The 17573-nt window shown below is 48.8% G+C and carries 13 protein-coding genes; 11 read left to right on the top strand and 2 right to left on the bottom strand.

All coding sequences use genetic code 11. The features are described 5' to 3' along the window. Positions 1-47: 47 nt before the first annotated feature. Positions 48-1079, top strand: coding sequence for an S-layer homology domain-containing protein (locus PGL01S_RS08065; protein WP_127493281.1), 1032 nt, complete (start codon positions 48-50; stop codon positions 1077-1079). 47 nt (positions 1080-1126) lie between these two features. On the opposite strand, the gene PGL01S_RS08060 is transcribed toward PGL01S_RS08065, so the two are convergent. After that, a complete protein-coding gene (locus tag PGL01S_RS08060) occupies positions 1127-2026 on the bottom strand; it encodes an AraC family transcriptional regulator (RefSeq protein ID WP_127493279.1) in 900 nt (299 codons plus the stop codon). Between the two features lie 99 nt (positions 2027-2125). Between PGL01S_RS08060 and PGL01S_RS08055 the strand changes: the two genes are divergently transcribed. From PGL01S_RS08055 to PGL01S_RS08045, 3 genes are all read left to right on the top strand, one after another. Next, positions 2126-4210: an alpha-L-rhamnosidase-related protein gene (locus PGL01S_RS08055; protein ID WP_127493277.1), complete on the top strand. Its 2085-nt coding sequence runs from the start codon at positions 2126-2128 to the stop codon at positions 4208-4210. 162 nt (positions 4211-4372) lie between these two features. Beyond that, on the top strand, positions 4373-5602 hold the full coding sequence (locus PGL01S_RS08050; RefSeq protein ID WP_127493275.1) for a multidrug effflux MFS transporter: 1230 nt from the start codon (positions 4373-4375) through the stop codon (positions 5600-5602). 124 nt (positions 5603-5726) lie between these two features. Then, complete coding sequence (locus PGL01S_RS08045; protein ID WP_127493273.1) at positions 5727-6203, top strand: GNAT family N-acetyltransferase; 477 nt, start codon at positions 5727-5729, stop codon at positions 6201-6203. Between the two features lie 83 nt (positions 6204-6286). On the opposite strand, the gene PGL01S_RS08040 is transcribed toward PGL01S_RS08045, so the two are convergent. Beyond that, positions 6287-6568 carry a hypothetical protein gene (locus tag PGL01S_RS08040; RefSeq protein ID WP_127493271.1) on the bottom strand — a complete coding sequence of 94 codons (282 nt, stop codon included), beginning with the start codon at positions 6566-6568 and terminating at the stop codon, positions 6287-6289. A 342-nt stretch (positions 6569-6910) separates the two neighbouring features. Between PGL01S_RS08040 and PGL01S_RS08035 the strand changes: the two genes are divergently transcribed. From PGL01S_RS08035 to PGL01S_RS08005, 7 genes are all read left to right on the top strand, one after another. After that, the gene (locus PGL01S_RS08035) at positions 6911-7327 is read left to right on the top strand and encodes a MerR family transcriptional regulator (protein WP_127493269.1); all 417 of its coding nucleotides are present in this window, start codon (positions 6911-6913) and stop codon (positions 7325-7327) included. Continuing rightward, complete coding sequence (locus tag PGL01S_RS08030) at positions 7324-7845, top strand: hypothetical protein (protein WP_127493267.1); 522 nt, start codon at positions 7324-7326, stop codon at positions 7843-7845. Before PGL01S_RS08035 ends, PGL01S_RS08030 begins: the two co-directional genes overlap by 4 nt. A gap of 370 nt (positions 7846-8215) precedes the next feature. Continuing rightward, the gene (locus tag PGL01S_RS08025; protein WP_127493264.1) at positions 8216-10606 is read left to right on the top strand and encodes a helix-turn-helix domain-containing protein; all 2391 of its coding nucleotides are present in this window, start codon (positions 8216-8218) and stop codon (positions 10604-10606) included. 217 nt (positions 10607-10823) lie between these two features. Then, entirely contained in the window at positions 10824-12464 is a 1641-nt protein-coding gene (locus tag PGL01S_RS08020) for a type 2 periplasmic-binding domain-containing protein (protein WP_127493262.1), read from the top strand. Between the two features lie 85 nt (positions 12465-12549). Then, positions 12550-13482: an ABC transporter permease gene (locus PGL01S_RS08015; protein ID WP_127493260.1), complete on the top strand. Its 933-nt coding sequence runs from the start codon at positions 12550-12552 to the stop codon at positions 13480-13482. 15 nt (positions 13483-13497) lie between these two features. Beyond that, entirely contained in the window at positions 13498-14373 is an 876-nt protein-coding gene (locus PGL01S_RS08010; protein WP_127493258.1) for a carbohydrate ABC transporter permease, read from the top strand. 10 nt (positions 14374-14383) lie between these two features. Continuing rightward, positions 14384-17500, top strand: coding sequence for a glycosyl hydrolase family 95 catalytic domain-containing protein (locus tag PGL01S_RS08005; RefSeq protein ID WP_127493256.1), 3117 nt, complete (start codon positions 14384-14386; stop codon positions 17498-17500). The last annotated feature ends 73 nt before the right edge of the window (positions 17501-17573 follow it).

The following is a 17573-nucleotide window of genomic DNA, read 5'->3' as shown; positions in this document are numbered from 1 at the left end:
GCAGCTTGCTGTCTTCTTCCTGTTTCCCGAAAGGATGAGTGTCCATCATGTTGTCACGGATGATAACCGGCCTACTGGCCGTACTGATGCTTTTTGTTTGCTTCCCGATTTGCGGTGCTTATGCTGCCGATTCGCCAAGCTTTACGATTACGGCGGATACGACAACCCCGCAAGCAGGCGGTGAAGTGGTTGTCACCGTTCATGGCGATTATTTGCAAGCTCTTTATGGATATGAAATCAATCTCTCTTATTCTTCGAAGAAGTGGCAGTTCGTTAGTGCGGCTAGCGCTCTGGAGGGTGGATTTGCGGTGCCCCCCATTGTCAAAGACGGTACCTTGACCTTTGCCTACACGAAGACAGGCAGTACAACGGAGGGAGTCAGCGGATCCTTCAATCTGGCGACCATCAAATTCAAATCGATGGAAGCAGGGAGTTCGGATATCAAGCTCACGCGGATCAAGACCGTGGATAAAAATCTGAAGGCCAATGAATATACGCCTAACGCCACCGTATCCATTCAGCCGTCTTCCCTTTCTTTCATGGATGTGCCGGAAGGCTTTTGGGCCAAATCCGCTATCGAACGCGCTGCCTCAATGGGGATTGTGACCGGTTATCCGGATGGCAGCTTTAAACCGAATCTCGCCGTGACCCGCGCGGAATTTGTTGCGATGCTGGTTCGCGCCCTGAAGGGGAATGCCGGTGCTGTTCAATCCGAGCTTAATTTTGCGGATAACGGTTCTATTGGGGTATGGGCTAAGCCGTATATCGCAACAGCAGCAGCCGAAGGATGGGTTACAGGCTTTAATGACGGTACATTCCGGCCGGATCAGCCGATTACGCGGACAGAAATGACCGTTATCGCAACACGCGTATTGAAATTAAAGACTAACGAGTCCGGAGCAATTCCGTTTAAGGACACAGAGAGTATTCAGGCTTGGGCCAAGCCGTATATTGCGGCAGCTGTGCAGGCCGGAATCATTCAAGGACAAGGGAATAATCGTTTTGCTCCGGACGCATCAACCAGTCGTGCCGAAGCCGTAACCCTTATTTTGCGGATGGCCGATTACGGACAAAAGTAAAAAGATCGCCACTCGAAAGAGTGGCGATTCCTATTTCAGCAGGAAGCTTAATTGGATTGCCTATGTTGGCTTGGAGTAGTTCCCATAACCTTGCGAAATACCTCGCGGAAATGCGCAGGATCCTGATAACCAACCTGCTTGGCTATATCGGCAACCGATTGAGAGGTACCGGTCAACAATTGACAAGCCAGCTCTACACGCTTGTGCTGCATGTATTCGGAAAACCCCATTCCCGTTTGCTGCTGGAACAATCGGATGAAGTGCCGTTGGCTAATGCCGGCTTGTTCCGCTAAATGCTCCACCTTTAATGGTTCTGCGATGTGTCTGTTCATATGGTCCAGTATGCTAGCTAACTCGCTTTGTCTCGTGCTGCCGGTTGTTTGGTTGCCGGTGGAATCCAGCATCTTCAGTTTCCTGGAAATGCGTGTCAGCAGTTGAAGCAAGCCGGCAAGTATAGTCGTTTCGAAGCCCCACAACTCCTCTGTAAATTCCCTGTGCATTTGTTCGAACCATGGTGCAAGCTCCAACGGGGTATCCTGGAGCAACAGATACGACCCGGGTTTACCATCAAGAATATGAAATACATCGGTGTCCCTGCAGTATTGGGATAACCATACGCTGAGCTCTCCGATCCAATCGGGGCGAATGCACAGGTTATAGACTTGGAGACGGTTAGACGTACCATTAGGCCGGAAAATATGGGAAGTGCCTATCGGAATGACATACAGGCTGCCTTTGCTCGTTTTGTTCACTTTGTCTGCAACATAATGATAGCCCTCACCAGAAATGACATACACAATTTCAAGATAGGCATGATCATGCTCTCTAAGCTCAAAGCCCTCTTCCCAGCGGTTAATAAAAACAGGGAATTTATTATGGAAATGCTCCTCGATGGAAGAGTGGTAGGCGGGAGCTTTCCCCGCCTTTTTTGGGTCGTTTAAATACATGTCATTTTCCCCTATGCATCATGTCATTTGTTCCTGCTTCGCGGATGTTTTGCTTATTATACAATTTACGTAAACGAATCGAAAGGGGCAAGCTTACCGATGGTTGTACAAGATAAGAAGAAGGCTACCTGGATCTGGTATCCCGGAGATTTCGAGATAAGGCTGCATGAGAAAATGTCAGCAAAGCGTACCGCGCGAGGGGTTGCTTATCCCGCTTATTGGCGGCTTGACCGGCATTATTCCAATATCAAATTCCGTTACACCTATGAGCTGGAGCATGAAGAAGAAATTACGATTGCGGCAGAGGGCGTCTTTTCTCTCTATTTGGATGGCAAAGATAATTACCGCTCCAACCATACAACGATAACGCTTCCTGCAGGGCGCCATGAAATTTTGGTAAGCGTGTTTAACGATACGGAAATGCCGGCACTTTATGTTAAGGGACACTCCATTCAATCTGATTCCTCCTGGGAAGTGACTTCCTATCAGAATGACTGGCTGCCGGCGGGCTTCTGGAAGTTTGATACCCCGGAGAATAGACCGTCCGCCTTCCGACTGGCGGTTACGCCTCAAGACCCCGTCTCGGTTATGGACAAAGAAGGCTATCCGCTTCTTGATTTTGGCAAAGAAACCTTCGGCTATCTTCGTTTTCATAACTTGAGGGGCAACGGTTCCGTAAACGTCTATTTCGGAGAATCAATCGCCGAGGCGCTTTCGCCGGAAGAATGCGTGACCTTGGATGCTTTCGAGGCGGAAGAAGCGAGAGGGAAGGAAGTGAATGGCGTATTCACGCTGGAGGAGCCAAAAGCATTCCGGTATGCGTGGATTCACGCCGATCCCGGTGTAACGTGGGAACGGGTATCGATGCTCTACGAGTATGTGCCGGTTCAGTACAGAAGCTCGTTCGAATGCTCGGAACCTAAACTGAACGACATTTATAAAATGTCGCTGTATACGCTGCATTTGAATACGCGCGAATTTTTCCTGGACGGAATCAAGCGGGATCGCTGGGTTTGGTCCGGAGATGCTTATCAAGCATTCCTGATGAACTACTACAGCTTTTTTGATCTGGATGTCACGCGCAGGACGCTTGTGGCTTTGAGAGGGAAAGATCCTCTTGCCATGCACCTTAATACCATCGTGGATTACTCGCTCTATTGGTTCATTTCTCTTTACGACTATTATTTGTATACTGGAGATTTCTCCTTCATCCGCCAAAACTACGATCGTGCCGTAACCTTGATGGAATTTTGCCTAAACCAGCGTAATGAAGAAGGATTTATTGAAGGGCGTCCGCAGGATTGGGTATTTGTGGATTGGGCGGATTTGACCAATACGGGCGCGGTAAGTACCCTGCAAATTTTGTTAGCCCGGAGTCTGGAAGCGATGAGCGCGTTCTCCGGTCAGATTGGCGATGAAAAGGCATCCTCTAATTACGGTCGCTTGGCGGCGGAGCTTAAAGAAAAGACGATGGCCTTATTCTGGGATAACGAAAGAGGCGGACTGCTGCATCACCGGGTGGATGGGGAGACCAAGCCGATACTCACGAAGCATGCCAATATGTTTGCGATGACCTACGGTTATTTGTCGGAAGAACAACGTTCGAGCGTCATTCGTCAGGTGATGCTGAATCCCGAGGTTCCGCAGATTCGGACTCCTTATATGCGATTCCATGAACTAGCCGTGTTATGCGACAGCGGCGAGCATGATGTCGTGCGCAAGGAAATGCTGTCCTATTGGGGCGGCATGATGGATCTGGGAGCAACGTCTTTTTGGGAGGAGTACGACCCTTCGCTTGCCGACGATCAGCATTACGGCATGTATGGCATGCCATTTGGCAAAAGCCTATGCCATGCCTGGGGGGCAGGTCCGATCTACTTGATTGGAAAATATTATCTGGGCATCACCCCGGCTTCACCTGGTTATGAAACCTACATCATTCGGCCAAACTTGGGCGGGCTGCAGCATATGCAAGGGACCGTTCCAATTGGCGAAGGGCAGATCACGGTCAAGATGGATCTGTCCAGCATTCAAGTGAAAAGCACAAGCGGCTCTGGAGTGCTGATCTTTGTGAGCAGTAGTCTTCCCAAATGCCCGGACGCCGAAGTTAGAAGCATCGGGAGTAACACCTATGAAGTAGCCGTAAAAGCAGGTAAGCCTTACCACATAACTTATCAGGCATAGGACATTTCAGTGGAGAAACTCCTCAGGCGGGGAGTTTCTTTGCGTGCAAGCTGATTACTTTACTTTTTATTTTTCTTGACTTGGAGTGAACTCCGGGTTGTATAATCACATTTGATACAGATAGAGAAAACAGACTAGGGAGATAGGAGATTCTTATTCGCAATGAATGCAAACAAAAAATCGAATTTTATTCGCCAAGCCTTGCTGCTCGGATTATTTTCGACGCTAGGCCCGTTTACGATTGATATGTATCTGCCGGCGTTCCCGGAAATCGTGGAACAGCTTGGCTCGTCAGCTTCGCTTGTTCAATTCAGTCTCACAGCCTGCTTGCTCGGACTTGGCATCGGCCAGCTTGTGATGGGCTCGCTCAGCGATGTCTATGGCCGACGTATTCCGCTGCTTATCTCGATGGCCTTTTATGTGGCGTCCTCATTGGCATGCGCATTCTCGCCGAATATCGTTCTCTTGATCCTGTTCCGCTTTATTCAAGGCGTTGCCGCTTCGGCCGGTATTGTTATTTCCCGCGCGATCGTACGCGATTTGTACAGCGGTCACGAGCTTACCCGATTCTTCTCGCTGCTTCTGCTCGTAGGTAATTTGGGACCTCTCGTGGCGCCTGTTGCCGGCAGCGGGGTGTTGTCGGTTACCTCCTGGATTGGCGTCTTTATCTTCCTGGCGGTGCTTGGCATCTACCTGCTCTCCGTGACGAAATGGAGCCTCAAGGAAACGCTGCCGGTCGACCGCCGCAGCCCTTCGAACTTCGGTCAGCAGCTGCGCAATTACGGTTCGCTGTTACGTGATCGCCAGTTTGTCGGCTACATGCTGGCACAAGGCATTATGATCGCCGGGGTATTTGCTTACGTATCGGGAACACCGTTTATTTATCAAAATATTTACGGAGTATCGCCAACCGTATTTGCTCTTCTGTTCGGTTCGAACGGAGTCAGCCTGATCATCGGCTCCCAGATCGTTGGACGGCTGGCGCATCGCGTTTCTGAACGAAGCTTGTTGCTATTTGGACTTTGCCTTGCCTTATTGGCAAGCATCATCGTTGTAGTGGTAACGCTTGTTCAAGGACCGTTATTTACGCTTGTTATTCCGCTCTTTGTCTTTGTAGCCTCGATTGGCATAACCTCAACGGCAGCATTCCCGCTTGCGATGGAAAGCCAGGCTAATCAGGCGGGCAGCGCGGCTGCACTGCTTGGCGTTATTCCGTTCCTGCTTGGCGCGGTTGTGGCTCCGCTCGTTGGCATTGCCGGGGAAGATACGGCTGTTCCGCTTGGAATCATTATTTTAATTACAAGTATTGCGGCCATGCTCGCCTACTTCCTGCTCGTAAGAAGAGGCACGAGTGCGCCTAAATTAAACACGGTAGGGCAAAAAGCCGTATAAGAGCCCGACAAAATCCCGATCATGGTTGATCGGGATTTTTGTCATGAAGATCAGATAGGATTTGACTACAGCCGTCTCGTGCTATACTCTGATATAACGATGAAACAGTAAAAGGGAGATACAAATGCCTTCGATTATAACTAAGCCGTTCGACAAAGAAATGCAAAGCCTGTTAGGCGAGTTAAGCTCTGGTTACCATGCCGGGGAATTGAGCCGGAAGGATCCTTCGGAATTGCCGGAAGTGATTTACACGATTGAGCATAATGACGAAATGGTTGGATACGGAGTCGTGCGGGAATACGCGCAGGGCAACCAGCTCATTCAGAATGCCGAAAAGGATTATTTTCACCCGGATGAAAGGTACCTGGAGAAGGATTTCTATATTGATATCAAGAACGAGACGAACTTTATTTTTATTGAAGCGTTGGATGTGCTGAAGGAACATGAGGGAAATGGGTATGCGGCATATTTCGTGAATTGGCTGAAAGCGAAATATCCGAATAAAAAGATGTATGTCTATTCGCTCGATAAATCACAGAATTTTTGGTACAAACAGCAGTTTGAAGTGGTAGGAAGCACGGTGTGGATGACTTACAATTAAATGACATGAGTGAACGTGATAAGAGGGATAATATTAAAAATGCCGTTGACTTTCCCTAGGGAAGGCGAACGGCATCTTTTATTTTATTGATCCTTTAATTCAAATGAGGTTAAGAGCTCTTGGTTTAAAATGTTCAGAATCCTTTCTAAACTTATTTTGTTATCTACGATACGGAAATCGATTAAACCAAAAAACGTTTTTGCGTTGTCCTCAGGGGTCTGCCCCACCTCAATTGCTTCGTAGCTGACTTGCAGAACCTCGCAACCTTTAATGGAGTATAAAATGCCTGCGGCCGTGTTGGTCAGTTCGTTATCCAGATGTAACGTATACCTTGTGTAGTTTAACATGATGCTGTTATTATTCAAAAATATCCTCCTATATTGGTAAATTTTTATAGTTAATAGTGGTAGTATAGCATGAGTACTTTCTAAATGTAAGTATAATATACGAATAATATAGGGCTAAAGTCATGTTTTTTTGCGGGCAACAAATAAGAACTGCTTTGCATCGTGCATATGAATAAGCTTCGCAACTTTAAATAGCAGCTTGCGTTCATAACAAGGAATTTAAATTGTCCATTTTAAATCCTCTACCATAGCGGATTTTTTTTGTGCGAATTGCCCTTTGACAGTAAGTTGTTAGTTACAGTAAGCTGTAACTAACACACTTTAGTGACAATATAACACTTTCATGTGCAGGAGGGGACGATGGATACCTTTACCGCGAAACAAGTTACTGAGATCATTCAGCTGGACGATGCAAAAATGAATCTTAGAACGGTGCGTTATTACACGCAAATCGGGATACTCCCGCCTCTTGAGTTAGTGGGGAATAAAAGAGTATACACGAAAAAGCATGTACAATACCTTAGAGCGATCATCACCTTAAGTAGAACGGGTGAAACACTAGCGGCCATTCAAGAAAAGTTAAGAAATCTCTCCATGGAGGAAATTGAAAAAATCGGTGACCAGATTAATCTTTTTAATCCTGAACGTGTTTTGGAAAGCGAAACGCATCAAATCACGGAAGATGTTGCGATTACCTTGAGTCCGCGTTTATCGGAGGAGGTAAAACAAAAAGTCATTGAATCCGTTTCCATGCTTTTAAGGGGAGATCGCGATTGAATATCGAATATAGACTTGCAAAATCGATGATGGAGAATGAGGAGGGACTGAATCATCTTTGGATTCGATTGGCTGAAGTTGATCAGTCAGAGATCACAGATATTCAAATAAATGTTGGTATGCCAGAAGGTATATTTCGTTTGCCAAACCTAAATCATCACAACGAAGATGAGGCAGGTACAATCGTACTTGCAAAAACGGATGATCTTATGTTGGAAATCTATACGACGAACCAAATCGCTTGCGTTGATCATGCAATAACCGTTGATATCGTATTTATGGATTGGCAAAAACATCGCTGCATGCAATCTGTTTCTATTCCTATAAGGGTAGTATTGGCAGATGAAATGGAAACCGTAGAGATTGATGATGAGGTTGTTAATCGCGTTACGCAACTGGCCATTAAACAAGCCTCTAATGAATTAGATGAGTTTGAGGTAATCGGAATCCGTCCTAAAAGGTTGACTTTAAATAACGAATATTCTTTTCTGGAGCAGAAGTATCGGGTAGATGGTTGAAAATTGCTGATCGGAGTTGAAGATATGACCCTTATTCCGTATGTAAGGCATGAGTATACCGTGGAACATGAAGACCGGTTCGGAGTAACATATTTTGATATGGTGATGGCGTGCAGCATAACGGATGCAAAAGAGCGCATACGCGGCAGACGTCCATACGTCAACATTCGAGCTGTAACAAAAAATCCGTCTATTAAAGCCAAAAGAAGCCGGTCCCCTCTTTAGGGGCCGGCTTCTTTTGTGCGAGCTGGCTAATTTCTTGCCCGGCTTAAAGGAGCTTTTTGGAAATTAGGCGAATATGTAAATAATTATTCCTCACGCATATCAGCTTCGGAAGTATAGCATCCGTAAGATCACTTCAGGATGGGACGTGATTAGCTTGCATCTGCCGATTCATAAGAGATTATTCCGCAACCGAAGCCATGCGCTCCAAACGATGATTATTTCCAATCTATTTATTCTTCTAATCCCCCTTGCCATGGGTGTATTTCTGTATGCCAAGGTTGAGAACAGCCTGGAAAAAAGCACGAACCGGTCCAATGAAGCGATGCTGGAGCAGCTTAGGCTGACGCTCGACAATAAACTGTCGGAGGTCGATCTATTGGCCCGTCAGGTTGTATTTGATCCCAAGCTGGATTACATGCTGAAGATACAAGGACATCCAAGCAGCACGGACCGGTATCAGTTCGTCGAATTTATGAGGGACAAGCTGGCTCGTTACCGGAATATGACCAGCAGCTTCATTTTTGATTATTTCGTCTATTTCTCGCGAAGCGATACGATTATCAAATCCGATCAGCTGACCGATTCCCATACGTTTTACGAAACAAATTATACCTTTAAAGATCAGTCCTACGAGCAGTGGAAAACCGGTATGCTGGAAAGCACGCATCAATCGGCGTATCTGCCGGTTACTTCCCTCTCCCGAGGACTAAATCCGCTCGCAAGCCTTGAGGTTATTCCGGGCGACGTCATCGTGTACGAGCAAACGCTGCCCGTCAGCTCACCGTCGGATCATCTGGGGAATTTTATCGTTCTGATCGACGTAAATGAGATCAAGGCGATGTTCGCCCAGCTCGAATCGGCAAGCAACAGCGACATTTATATTCTGGATAACAACGGACAGACGATTATGAGCACCGGCTCCGCGTTGTTCCCGGCGGATCTGCTGAAGCGAATGGATCAGACCAATGCCCCTTTTGCTTACAAGATGGGCGGAGTGGATCAGATGGTATCGTTCGTAAGCTCTCAGAAAGCGGGCTTCCGCTATGTATCGATTACCCCGAATAACGTGTTCATGAAGCAGGTGAACCAGATTCAAAGCTGGTCGCTCGGATTATTTCTTTTATGCCTAATTGCCGGTCTGCTTGCGGTTGTAGCGGGGGTATACCGCAGCTATAAGCCGCTGCACGCCACCATACACGCGATTATGCGCGGCAAAGCCATTCACGGGCGCTCCTTCTACAATGAATACGAGTTCATAAGGCAGACGTTTGAGGGCTCTATTCATGAAGAAAAGCATTTGCGGAACACGCTGACCAGGCAGACACCGTTCATACGCGCGAACTATTTATCCCGCCTGCTGCACGGCTATATGGATGTGGATCTGTCCTCCGAGAGTGAAGAATCGCTGCATTTCATGAATTTGAACTTTATTAGTGACCGGTTTGCCGTATTTCTGGTGAAAATCGAGGATGTGCATCTCTTCTCCGACGAGGATGAAGAGAAGTGGGCAAGAGCCAGGTTTGTGGTATCCAACATTGGCATTGATCTGATCGGCCCTCCACAGAAGGGATATGTCGTGGAGCTCGAACGGGACCGGCTTGCGTTCCTAATTAATCTGGATAAGGAGCGGAGGAACGAGGAAGCCGTCATCCACGATATCGTGCAGTCCCTCTACGAGATTCTATCGAAGAAATTTAATATTGGAATCACGATCGCGGCCGGAGGCGTCCACGAAGGTCCGAAAGCGATCCGGAACTCTTATCCGGAAGCGCTGGCCGCGTTGGAATACAGGCTGATTTTGGGCAAAAACGCGATTATTTATTTTCAGGACCTTGCCAGCACGAAACAGCATTACTACTATCCGCTTGAAATCGAGATTCAGCTGACGAACTTCGTAAGAAGCGGCGATACCGACAATGCCGGCAAGCTGCTGGACAAAATCTACGAGATGAATTTCTCGTCCAGCCACTTCACGCCGGAGATGGGGAAATGTCTGTTCTTCAATATTATCAGTACCTTCCTGAAAATCATGAATTCGACGAATATGAATCAGCTGGAAGAGCTTGGCGAGGACTTTGATCCGATAAAAGCCGTGTTTACTTATACAACGGCAGAGGGGATGCAGCGGAAGACAAAGGAGCTGTACGATACGCTTACGAGATCCTTCAACGTGGAGCGCTCCGATCATCGCACCCAGCTGCTTCATGACATACTGGCTTATGTGGAGCAGATGCTGGGCGATTCCAATCTGGGGCTTGCGATGATTGCCGAGCATTTCCGAATGACCCCGCCGTATATTTCTACATTCTTTAAGAAAAATCAGGGGCAAAACCTGATCGACTACATTACCCAGAAGCGGATGAAAGCCGCAAAGCAGCTGATGGACAATAAAGATCTGACGATTGCGCAAATCGCGCAGCTGGTCGGCTATAACAATGATGTTGTTTTTATCCGGGGATTCAAGAAGCTTGAGGGAATTACGCCGGGGAAGTACCGGGAGACCATTGTACCGGATGCCATTAGCTTGAATGAATAGCAAGACAGTCTCCATGAGACTGTCTTTTCCTTTATAAATCGAGTACTGATCGGTTTTAAGATCCAACTGATTTGTTTTTTGCTTGCGCCGAAATCTTATGAAAATACAACGCAGATGAAAAGTAGAGCATAGGCGCACCTCGGCCTCCGAACGTAAACTTGGAATCGTAAGCGCTTGTAAGACGATGGCCACTAATTCAGGGGGAGTGTTCACGCGTATGAACAAAACTTTAAAATGGTCCGGCAGTATTTTGACCGTATCGGCTCTTGCTGTGTCGCTTGCGGCATGCAGCAGCGGGAATAACGGGAGCAAGGGAAACGCCGAGCAGCAGACAAGCGGAACCGAATCGGCAGGAAGCAAGGAAACGCAGCCGCCAAAGCTTAGCCAGCTTTCTTATTGGGTGGCGAATCACGCCGCAGCCGCAGCGCAAATGAAAACCTATGCGGAAATGGGCATGTATCAAGAGAGGGAGAAGGAATCGGGCGTCAAGGTTGAATTCCAGCATCCGCCGCTTGACCCGGCGCAAGCGAAGGAGCAGTTTAACCTGATGATCGTGTCCAGCAAGCTTCCGGATGTCATTGAATACAACTGGAATGATTACTTGGGCGGTCCCGAGAAAGCGATTCAGGATAACAAAATCATCAAGCTTAACGATCTCATTGATCAGTACGCGCCTAATCTGAAGAAGCTGCTCGACGAGCATCCGGACTGGAAGAAGCAAATCACGACGGACAACGGCAGTATCTATGCCTTCCCGTTCCTCCGCGGCGACGATAAAGTAAGGGTATTCTTCGGACCTGCGATTCGCCAGGATTGGCTCGACAAGCTGGGCTTAAGCAAGCCGGAAACCATTGATGACTGGTACAACGTATTGAAAGCGTTTAAGGAAAAGGATCCCAACGGCAATGGTCAGGCGGATGAAATTCCTCTTTATTTGGACAAAGACCTGTTAAATGTAGACGCTCCATTCCTTGGGGCATGGGGAATTAACAACAGCTTCTACCAGGATAACGGTACAGTGAAGTATGGCCCGATTCAGCCGGAATTCAAGTCTTTCCTGGAGACGATGAACAAGTGGTATAAGGAAGGACTGCTGGACAAAGATTTCGCCGCGCCTAATGCCAAGCTGCTGGACAATAAAATGACAACGAACCTGCTGGGCGCAACGGCTACCTATAACGGCGGCGGAATCGGCAAATACGCCGGTCTTATGAAGGATAAAGATCCTGGCTTCAAGCTTGTTGCGGCTCCTTATCCGGTGTTAAACGCCGGCGATACGCCGATTTGGGGGCAAAAGGATTTTGCCTTTAACGGGATTGGGGCGGCCATTACGACAAGCGATAAAAATCCGATCGAAACCGTTAAATGGCTCGATTACGCGTACGGCGAGCAAGGCGAGCTGCTGTTCAACTACGGCATTGAGGGCGAAAGCTATACCATGCAGGACGGAAAAGCGGTCCTGAAGCCGGAATTATTGACTCCGTCCAACGGAATCAGCAGCCAGCAAGCCATTGCCAAGTATAACCGTGCCACATGGAGCGCGCCGTTCGTGCTCAGCGACAACTTCCAATTGCAATATCTTGCTCTCCCGCAGCAGAAGGAAGCTCTCGAAATCTGGTCCAAGCCAACGGTTGAGCGCAAGATGCCGCTTGTGACGCCAACGCAGGACGAGAGCAGCAAATTCGCTTCGATTATGACGGATATCAATACCTACAAAGACGAAATGCTGTTGAAATTCATTATGGGCGTTGAGCCTATCGACCAATTCGACAACTATGTGAAGAAGATTAAGAGCATGGGAATCGACGATGCTGTCCAAATCCAGCAGGCTGCGCTCGAACGCTTCTCCAAGCGTTAACCCCGGAATCGGCTTGGTGGGGGCGAGCGGGCTCGTCTCCACCGGCGCGAGTGCGTCACCTTGAACAGAGAGGAAGGAAGGATCGATGTCCAAAAACGTCGGGAATCCAGCTTTGCGGCACACGATAAAAACGGATATGAAGCGGCATTGGGGCGTTTATTTAATGGCGCTTCCCGTTCTTGCTTACTATATTATTTTCCATTACGGTCCCATGTACGGCTTGCAGATTGCGTTTAAGGACTTTCAGCCGTCCGATGGCATATGGGGAAGTACATGGGTGGGTTTCAAGCATTTTGAAAGCTTTTTTAACGGTATCTATTTCTGGCGCTTAATTACGAATACGGTCCTGCTCAATCTTTACGAGCTGCTGTTTGGCTTTCCGGCTGCGATTATTCTGGCGCTTCTGCTGAATGAGATCCTGAAGAGCTCATTCAAACGCATTGTGCAGTCCATCTCGTATTTGCCTCATTTCATCTCCATTGTCGTAGTGGCGGGGATGATGGTCGATTTTCTTAGCCGCACCGGTCTAGTGAACCAGCTTCTTGGCTCCTTCGGCATCCAGCCAATCGATTTTCTGATGGAGGAGGGCTGGTTCCGGTTCTTGTACGTCTCCTCGGGAGTCTGGCAAGGCGTGGGCTGGGGATCGATTATTTACCTGGCCGCGATATCAGGGATTGATCCAACGTTGTATGAAGCTGCGCGAATAGACGGAGCGGGGCGGTGGAGACAAACGCTAAACGTGACGCTGCCCGGGATTATGCCGACGATTATCATTTTGCTGATCCTGCAAATGGGCAATATGATGTCCGTTGGCAGCGAAAAAGTACTCTTGCTCTACAACCCGCTTACCTATTCAACGGCAGATGTTATTTCAACCTACGTGTACCGTAAAGGGGTATTGGAGGCCAGTTACAGCTTTACCGCCGCAGTTGGTTTATTTAACTCGATAATCAGCTTTATCCTGATTGTGGCAGCCAATAAAATCAGCAAGCGGTTCAGCGAGACCAAATTGTGGTGATAGAGGAGACTTGCTATGAAAAGAACGATGGGAGAGAGGGTATTCGGCGGGATAAACGTCATTCTAATGATTGGCCTATGCGTGGTGACGCTCTATCCGTTCCTGTATGTACTATTCGCGTCGTTTAGCGATGCAACGGCTTTCCTGCAGAACCGCGGGCTGCTGCTGGCGCCAGCCGGATTTGATCTAAGCGCTTATAAGGCGGTATTCCGAAACCCGATGATCATGAAAGGGTATGAGAACACACTGCTCTATGTGCTGCTCGGAACAGCCATTAACCTCGTCATGACCGCTATCGGCGCTTACGTGCTTTCCCGGCCGAATTTGTATTTCCAGCATTTTCTGATGTTCCTCATTGTGCTCACGATGGTCTTTCACGGCGGATTGATTCCAAGCTACCTGCTCGTTAACAAGCTTGGCATGATGAATACGATGTGGGCGCTGCTTATTCCAGTCGCTATCAATACGTATAACCTGATTATTATGCGTACCTCGTTCCAGACCATTCCGGCGAGCCTGGAGGAATCGGCAAGGATGGATGGAGCGGGGGAATGGACGATTTTATTCCGGATCGTGCTTCCGCTGTCGATGCCCGTTATCGCCGTCATGATTCTATGGTATGCGGTAGGCCATTGGAACTCGTATTTCAGCGCGCTTGTCTATTTGCGCGACACGGAGAAGTATCCGCTTCAGCTCGTGCTCCGCGACATTCTGATCGCCAACAGCACGGATTCGATGATGACCGGTGCGGCCAGCGATGATAAATACGCCATTGGCGAAACGATCAAATACTCGACCATTATCGTGTCGACTTTGCCGATTATTTGCTTGTATCCGTTCTTGCAGAAGTATTTCGTTAAAGGCGTTATGATCGGGGCGATCAAAGGGTAGGAGGATGGCCATGACAACGGTGACGTACGACAATGCGCCAAGCAGCTGGAACGAAGCCTTGCCGCTTGGCAATGGGCATTTCGGCGGGATGGTCTATTACGAAGATGAGACGATGACCATGGCGCTTAACCACTACGAGGTGTACTATCGCAAGCTGCACCGTTACAGTACAGCCTTTCGGCAAGGAGAGGGACAGCACTTCGGTTTGCAGTATGGCCGGACCTATGCCGAGCTTCGGAAGCATGCCCAGGCGATGTACCGCAGCCCTGCAGAAGAACCGTTATTTCTATACGGAGATGCCCTGAGCGACAGCAGCATGTACCGGCAATACGGCAAGTCGCCCGGGGGAAGCTCCCATTATCCGACCGGAGAGATAAAGCTCTATCCGTCTGCGGAGCTGAAGGATCCGGATCATTACGAGCTGCAGCTTGACGTAATCCAGGCGGAAGTCCGGCTGCGGATCGAGAAAGAGGGCAAGAAGCTCGAGGTTGCAACGATGGCAGCCGAAGACGGGGATTTCATTGTCATGGATATTAAACAAACGGAAGGCACTCTGCTAAGCGAAATCGAGCTTGCGCTGCCGTTAAGAAGATATGCCGATAGTCAAGCTTCCTACCATTGGCATGATGATACAACCATTTATTATACAGGCTCCTTCTACCCGGACGGGGAAGACAAGGAACGCCATCGTCCCTTTTCCTTTGTTGCGATAACAAAGCTGCTTGGCGCGAAAGGAACAGCCGTGAATAGCGACGGAGCTATTCGAATTCGGTTAGATGAAGCAGAAAATAGTCTAACTTTGCTTACGTCGGTCGTTACGGAAGTGCAGGCGAAGGACCCGTTGCAGACTGCATTCGAGCGTCTGCGTCAATTTATTCCCGGACTAGCCGCGGCGAGAAAACGCCATCAATCCTATTGGCAGAGCTTCTGGAGGCGTTCGTCCGTTACGCTTCCGGATAAGCTGCTCGAGGATTTATACCGGATCAACCTTTATGCTTTGTCCTGCAGCAGCGGACGCGGAGGTACCATGCCTGAACAGGCTTGTGGACTAAACGGTCTATGGGATATTAAGCAGCCGACCAAGTGGGGCAGCATGTGGTACTGGGATGTGAACATTCAAGCCGCCTTTTGGCCGCTGTATACGTCCAATCACCTGGAGCTGGCCAGCTTGTTTAATGAAGGCTTACTCTCCTATGCCGGCACCGCCGAACGAATGGCTAAACAGTTCTACGGATTGGACGGAATTGCCGGGGATTACCCGCATGCTTTGTATTACAGCATTTGGCCGTGGTGCGCGCAGTTTTTATGGGATTATTACAGGTACGGTATGGACGAGACGTTTCTGCGGGAGAAGGCTTATCCGGTGATTCGAAAGATCGCCCATTTTTTTGAAGGGTTATTGCAATTTGAAGCCGAGAGCGGTTTGTATTACGTCTTCCCGGATATTTCGCCGGAGCAAGGACCGCTTACGCGTAACTCGACTTGTACGCTGGCATCCGTCAACTATTTATTCCGCATGGCGATAGAAGCCAGCAGATTGCTCGGCGAGCCGGAGGAAGAGCGGAGTAAATGGGAGGACATTGCGGGGAAGCTGGCTCCTTATCCTGAAGCGGATTCTACGCGTTACGGGAAAATATGGCTCGATTCCGAATGGGCGCCGCCGGATATTCCTCTGCGGCATCCGTCATTATTAATGCCCATTTATCCGATTGGCGAGATCGATAGGAATGCGGAGTTGCCACTGCGACAGCAGGCAGAAAATACGCTTCGTTACGCGGCGGAAAATACGGAATTCGGCATGTTCCAATTCGGCTGGCTGTCCTGCGCGGCTTCGCGGTTAGGCAGGGGAGACGATGCGCTGCGGCTGCTGTATGAGCAGGGCATCGACCTGTCGCTTCGTTGCAACGGTTTGTTCGCGGAGGAGACGGAAAGATGGATGAATTACTGTAACATAACCAATGAACCCTTGTACCATCCGTTTATGATGGAAGCTTCCGGCGAGCTTGTCGCTGCCGTTAACGAGATGCTGCTGCAAAGCTATGACGGCGTAATCGAGGTGTTTCCTGCCGTTCCGGAAGGAACCTTGGAGCGGAAACGGACAAATGGCATGTATAACCATCAGTTAGAGGAGCGGGCTTATGGCAAGTGGGAAGCATGCGATTTCAGGGGATTGCTTGCGGTTGGCGGCTTTGAAGTCAGCGCCAGACGTCAGGCAGGACTTACGAAATGGGTACATATACGAAGCCTTGCCGGCGGAAGAGTTGTGTTGAGGAATCCGTTTGACGATAAGGAGAACGTCAAGGTTGTGAATTTGTCCGGATGTGCCTTGACGCTGGAGGACGATGCGCGTGATCAAGGCTGTCTGGTTTTTGATACGGTTCAAGGCAGTGATTACCTCGTCTATGTTCATCTTGCGGAAGGTACTATATTGTCGGATTGGCCGCCGGTTCATGCAAGGGGGATAAGGGATAACAATGCCATCAGCAGCCCGCATGTTCATGAAGCGCACACAAGTCGGCGCGTATTTCTGGGGAAGAACCGGGACACGGAGCATTATCGGCTGCTCGATCATTTTACCTTCGATTATTACGCGGGAAACAACAGAGTGTCGAGGCTTGCGGCATACCGGCTGGACTTTGGCGTTAAGGAAGAACTGCCGGGCAAAAATTATGCGGAAGCTCTTCCCCGTCAGATTCATATTACAGGTGTGCTTGGTCAGGCATTCCGAAAAGTAACCCCGGATCTGATCTTTACGCCATATAGCGGGATTGGCTGGGAGCGGACGGAACAATTAACAGCTATCGACCGCGGATCGCCCGACTTGCTTCGACGAGACTTTATTGGTGGAGCAGGCGATGCGGTTTTTAGGATCGAGCTTCCCAAAGGCCGATATGACCTCCTAATCGTTTCGGGAGACGAAGCAGCACCCTCCTGCACAGAGCTTATAATCCTTGGACAGCTTCACTGGAGACCGGAGAAGTCTCTCAAAGCGGGGGAATACGCAACGAATACCATCCCGGTTACGCAAAAAAAGGATGGCTTCGTACAGCTGCATTTCCGTTCATGCGAAGGTCTGCCTTGGCGGATAAATTTGCTGGTGATCAATCGAAATTACTCGTATTTGTGATTTTGCGAGTGAAGGAATTGCTGGATGCAACGGCGAAGAAGTTTGACGCGGAAGTTCTTTCCAAAGTTACAGA

Source organism: Paenibacillus glycanilyticus NBRC 16618 (assembly GCF_004000805.1).
GTDB lineage: Bacteria > Bacillota > Bacilli > Paenibacillales > Paenibacillaceae > Pristimantibacillus > Pristimantibacillus glycanilyticus.
This window is presented reverse-complemented; position numbering and strand designations above follow the sequence as displayed.

Bases quoted from the DNA above. Each gene is read 5' to 3' on its own strand.
- PGL01S_RS08065 (WP_127493281.1), top strand. From the start codon at position 48: ATGTTGTCACGGATGATAACCGGCCTACTGGCCGTACTGATGCTTTTT.
- PGL01S_RS08060 (WP_127493279.1), bottom strand. From the start codon at position 2,026: ATGTATTTAAACGACCCAAAAAAGGCGGGGAAAGCTCCCGCCTACCAC.
- PGL01S_RS08055 (WP_127493277.1), top strand. From the start codon at position 2,126: ATGGTTGTACAAGATAAGAAGAAGGCTACCTGGATCTGGTATCCCGGA.
- PGL01S_RS08050 (WP_127493275.1), top strand. From the start codon at position 4,373: ATGAATGCAAACAAAAAATCGAATTTTATTCGCCAAGCCTTGCTGCTC.
- PGL01S_RS08045 (WP_127493273.1), top strand. From the start codon at position 5,727: ATGCCTTCGATTATAACTAAGCCGTTCGACAAAGAAATGCAAAGCCTG.
- PGL01S_RS08035 (WP_127493269.1), top strand. From the start codon at position 6,911: ATGGATACCTTTACCGCGAAACAAGTTACTGAGATCATTCAGCTGGAC.
- PGL01S_RS08020 (WP_127493262.1), top strand. From the start codon at position 10,824: ATGAACAAAACTTTAAAATGGTCCGGCAGTATTTTGACCGTATCGGCT.
- PGL01S_RS08015 (WP_127493260.1), top strand. From the start codon at position 12,550: ATGTCCAAAAACGTCGGGAATCCAGCTTTGCGGCACACGATAAAAACG.
- PGL01S_RS08010 (WP_127493258.1), top strand. From the start codon at position 13,498: ATGAAAAGAACGATGGGAGAGAGGGTATTCGGCGGGATAAACGTCATT.
- PGL01S_RS08005 (WP_127493256.1), top strand. From the start codon at position 14,384: ATGACAACGGTGACGTACGACAATGCGCCAAGCAGCTGGAACGAAGCC.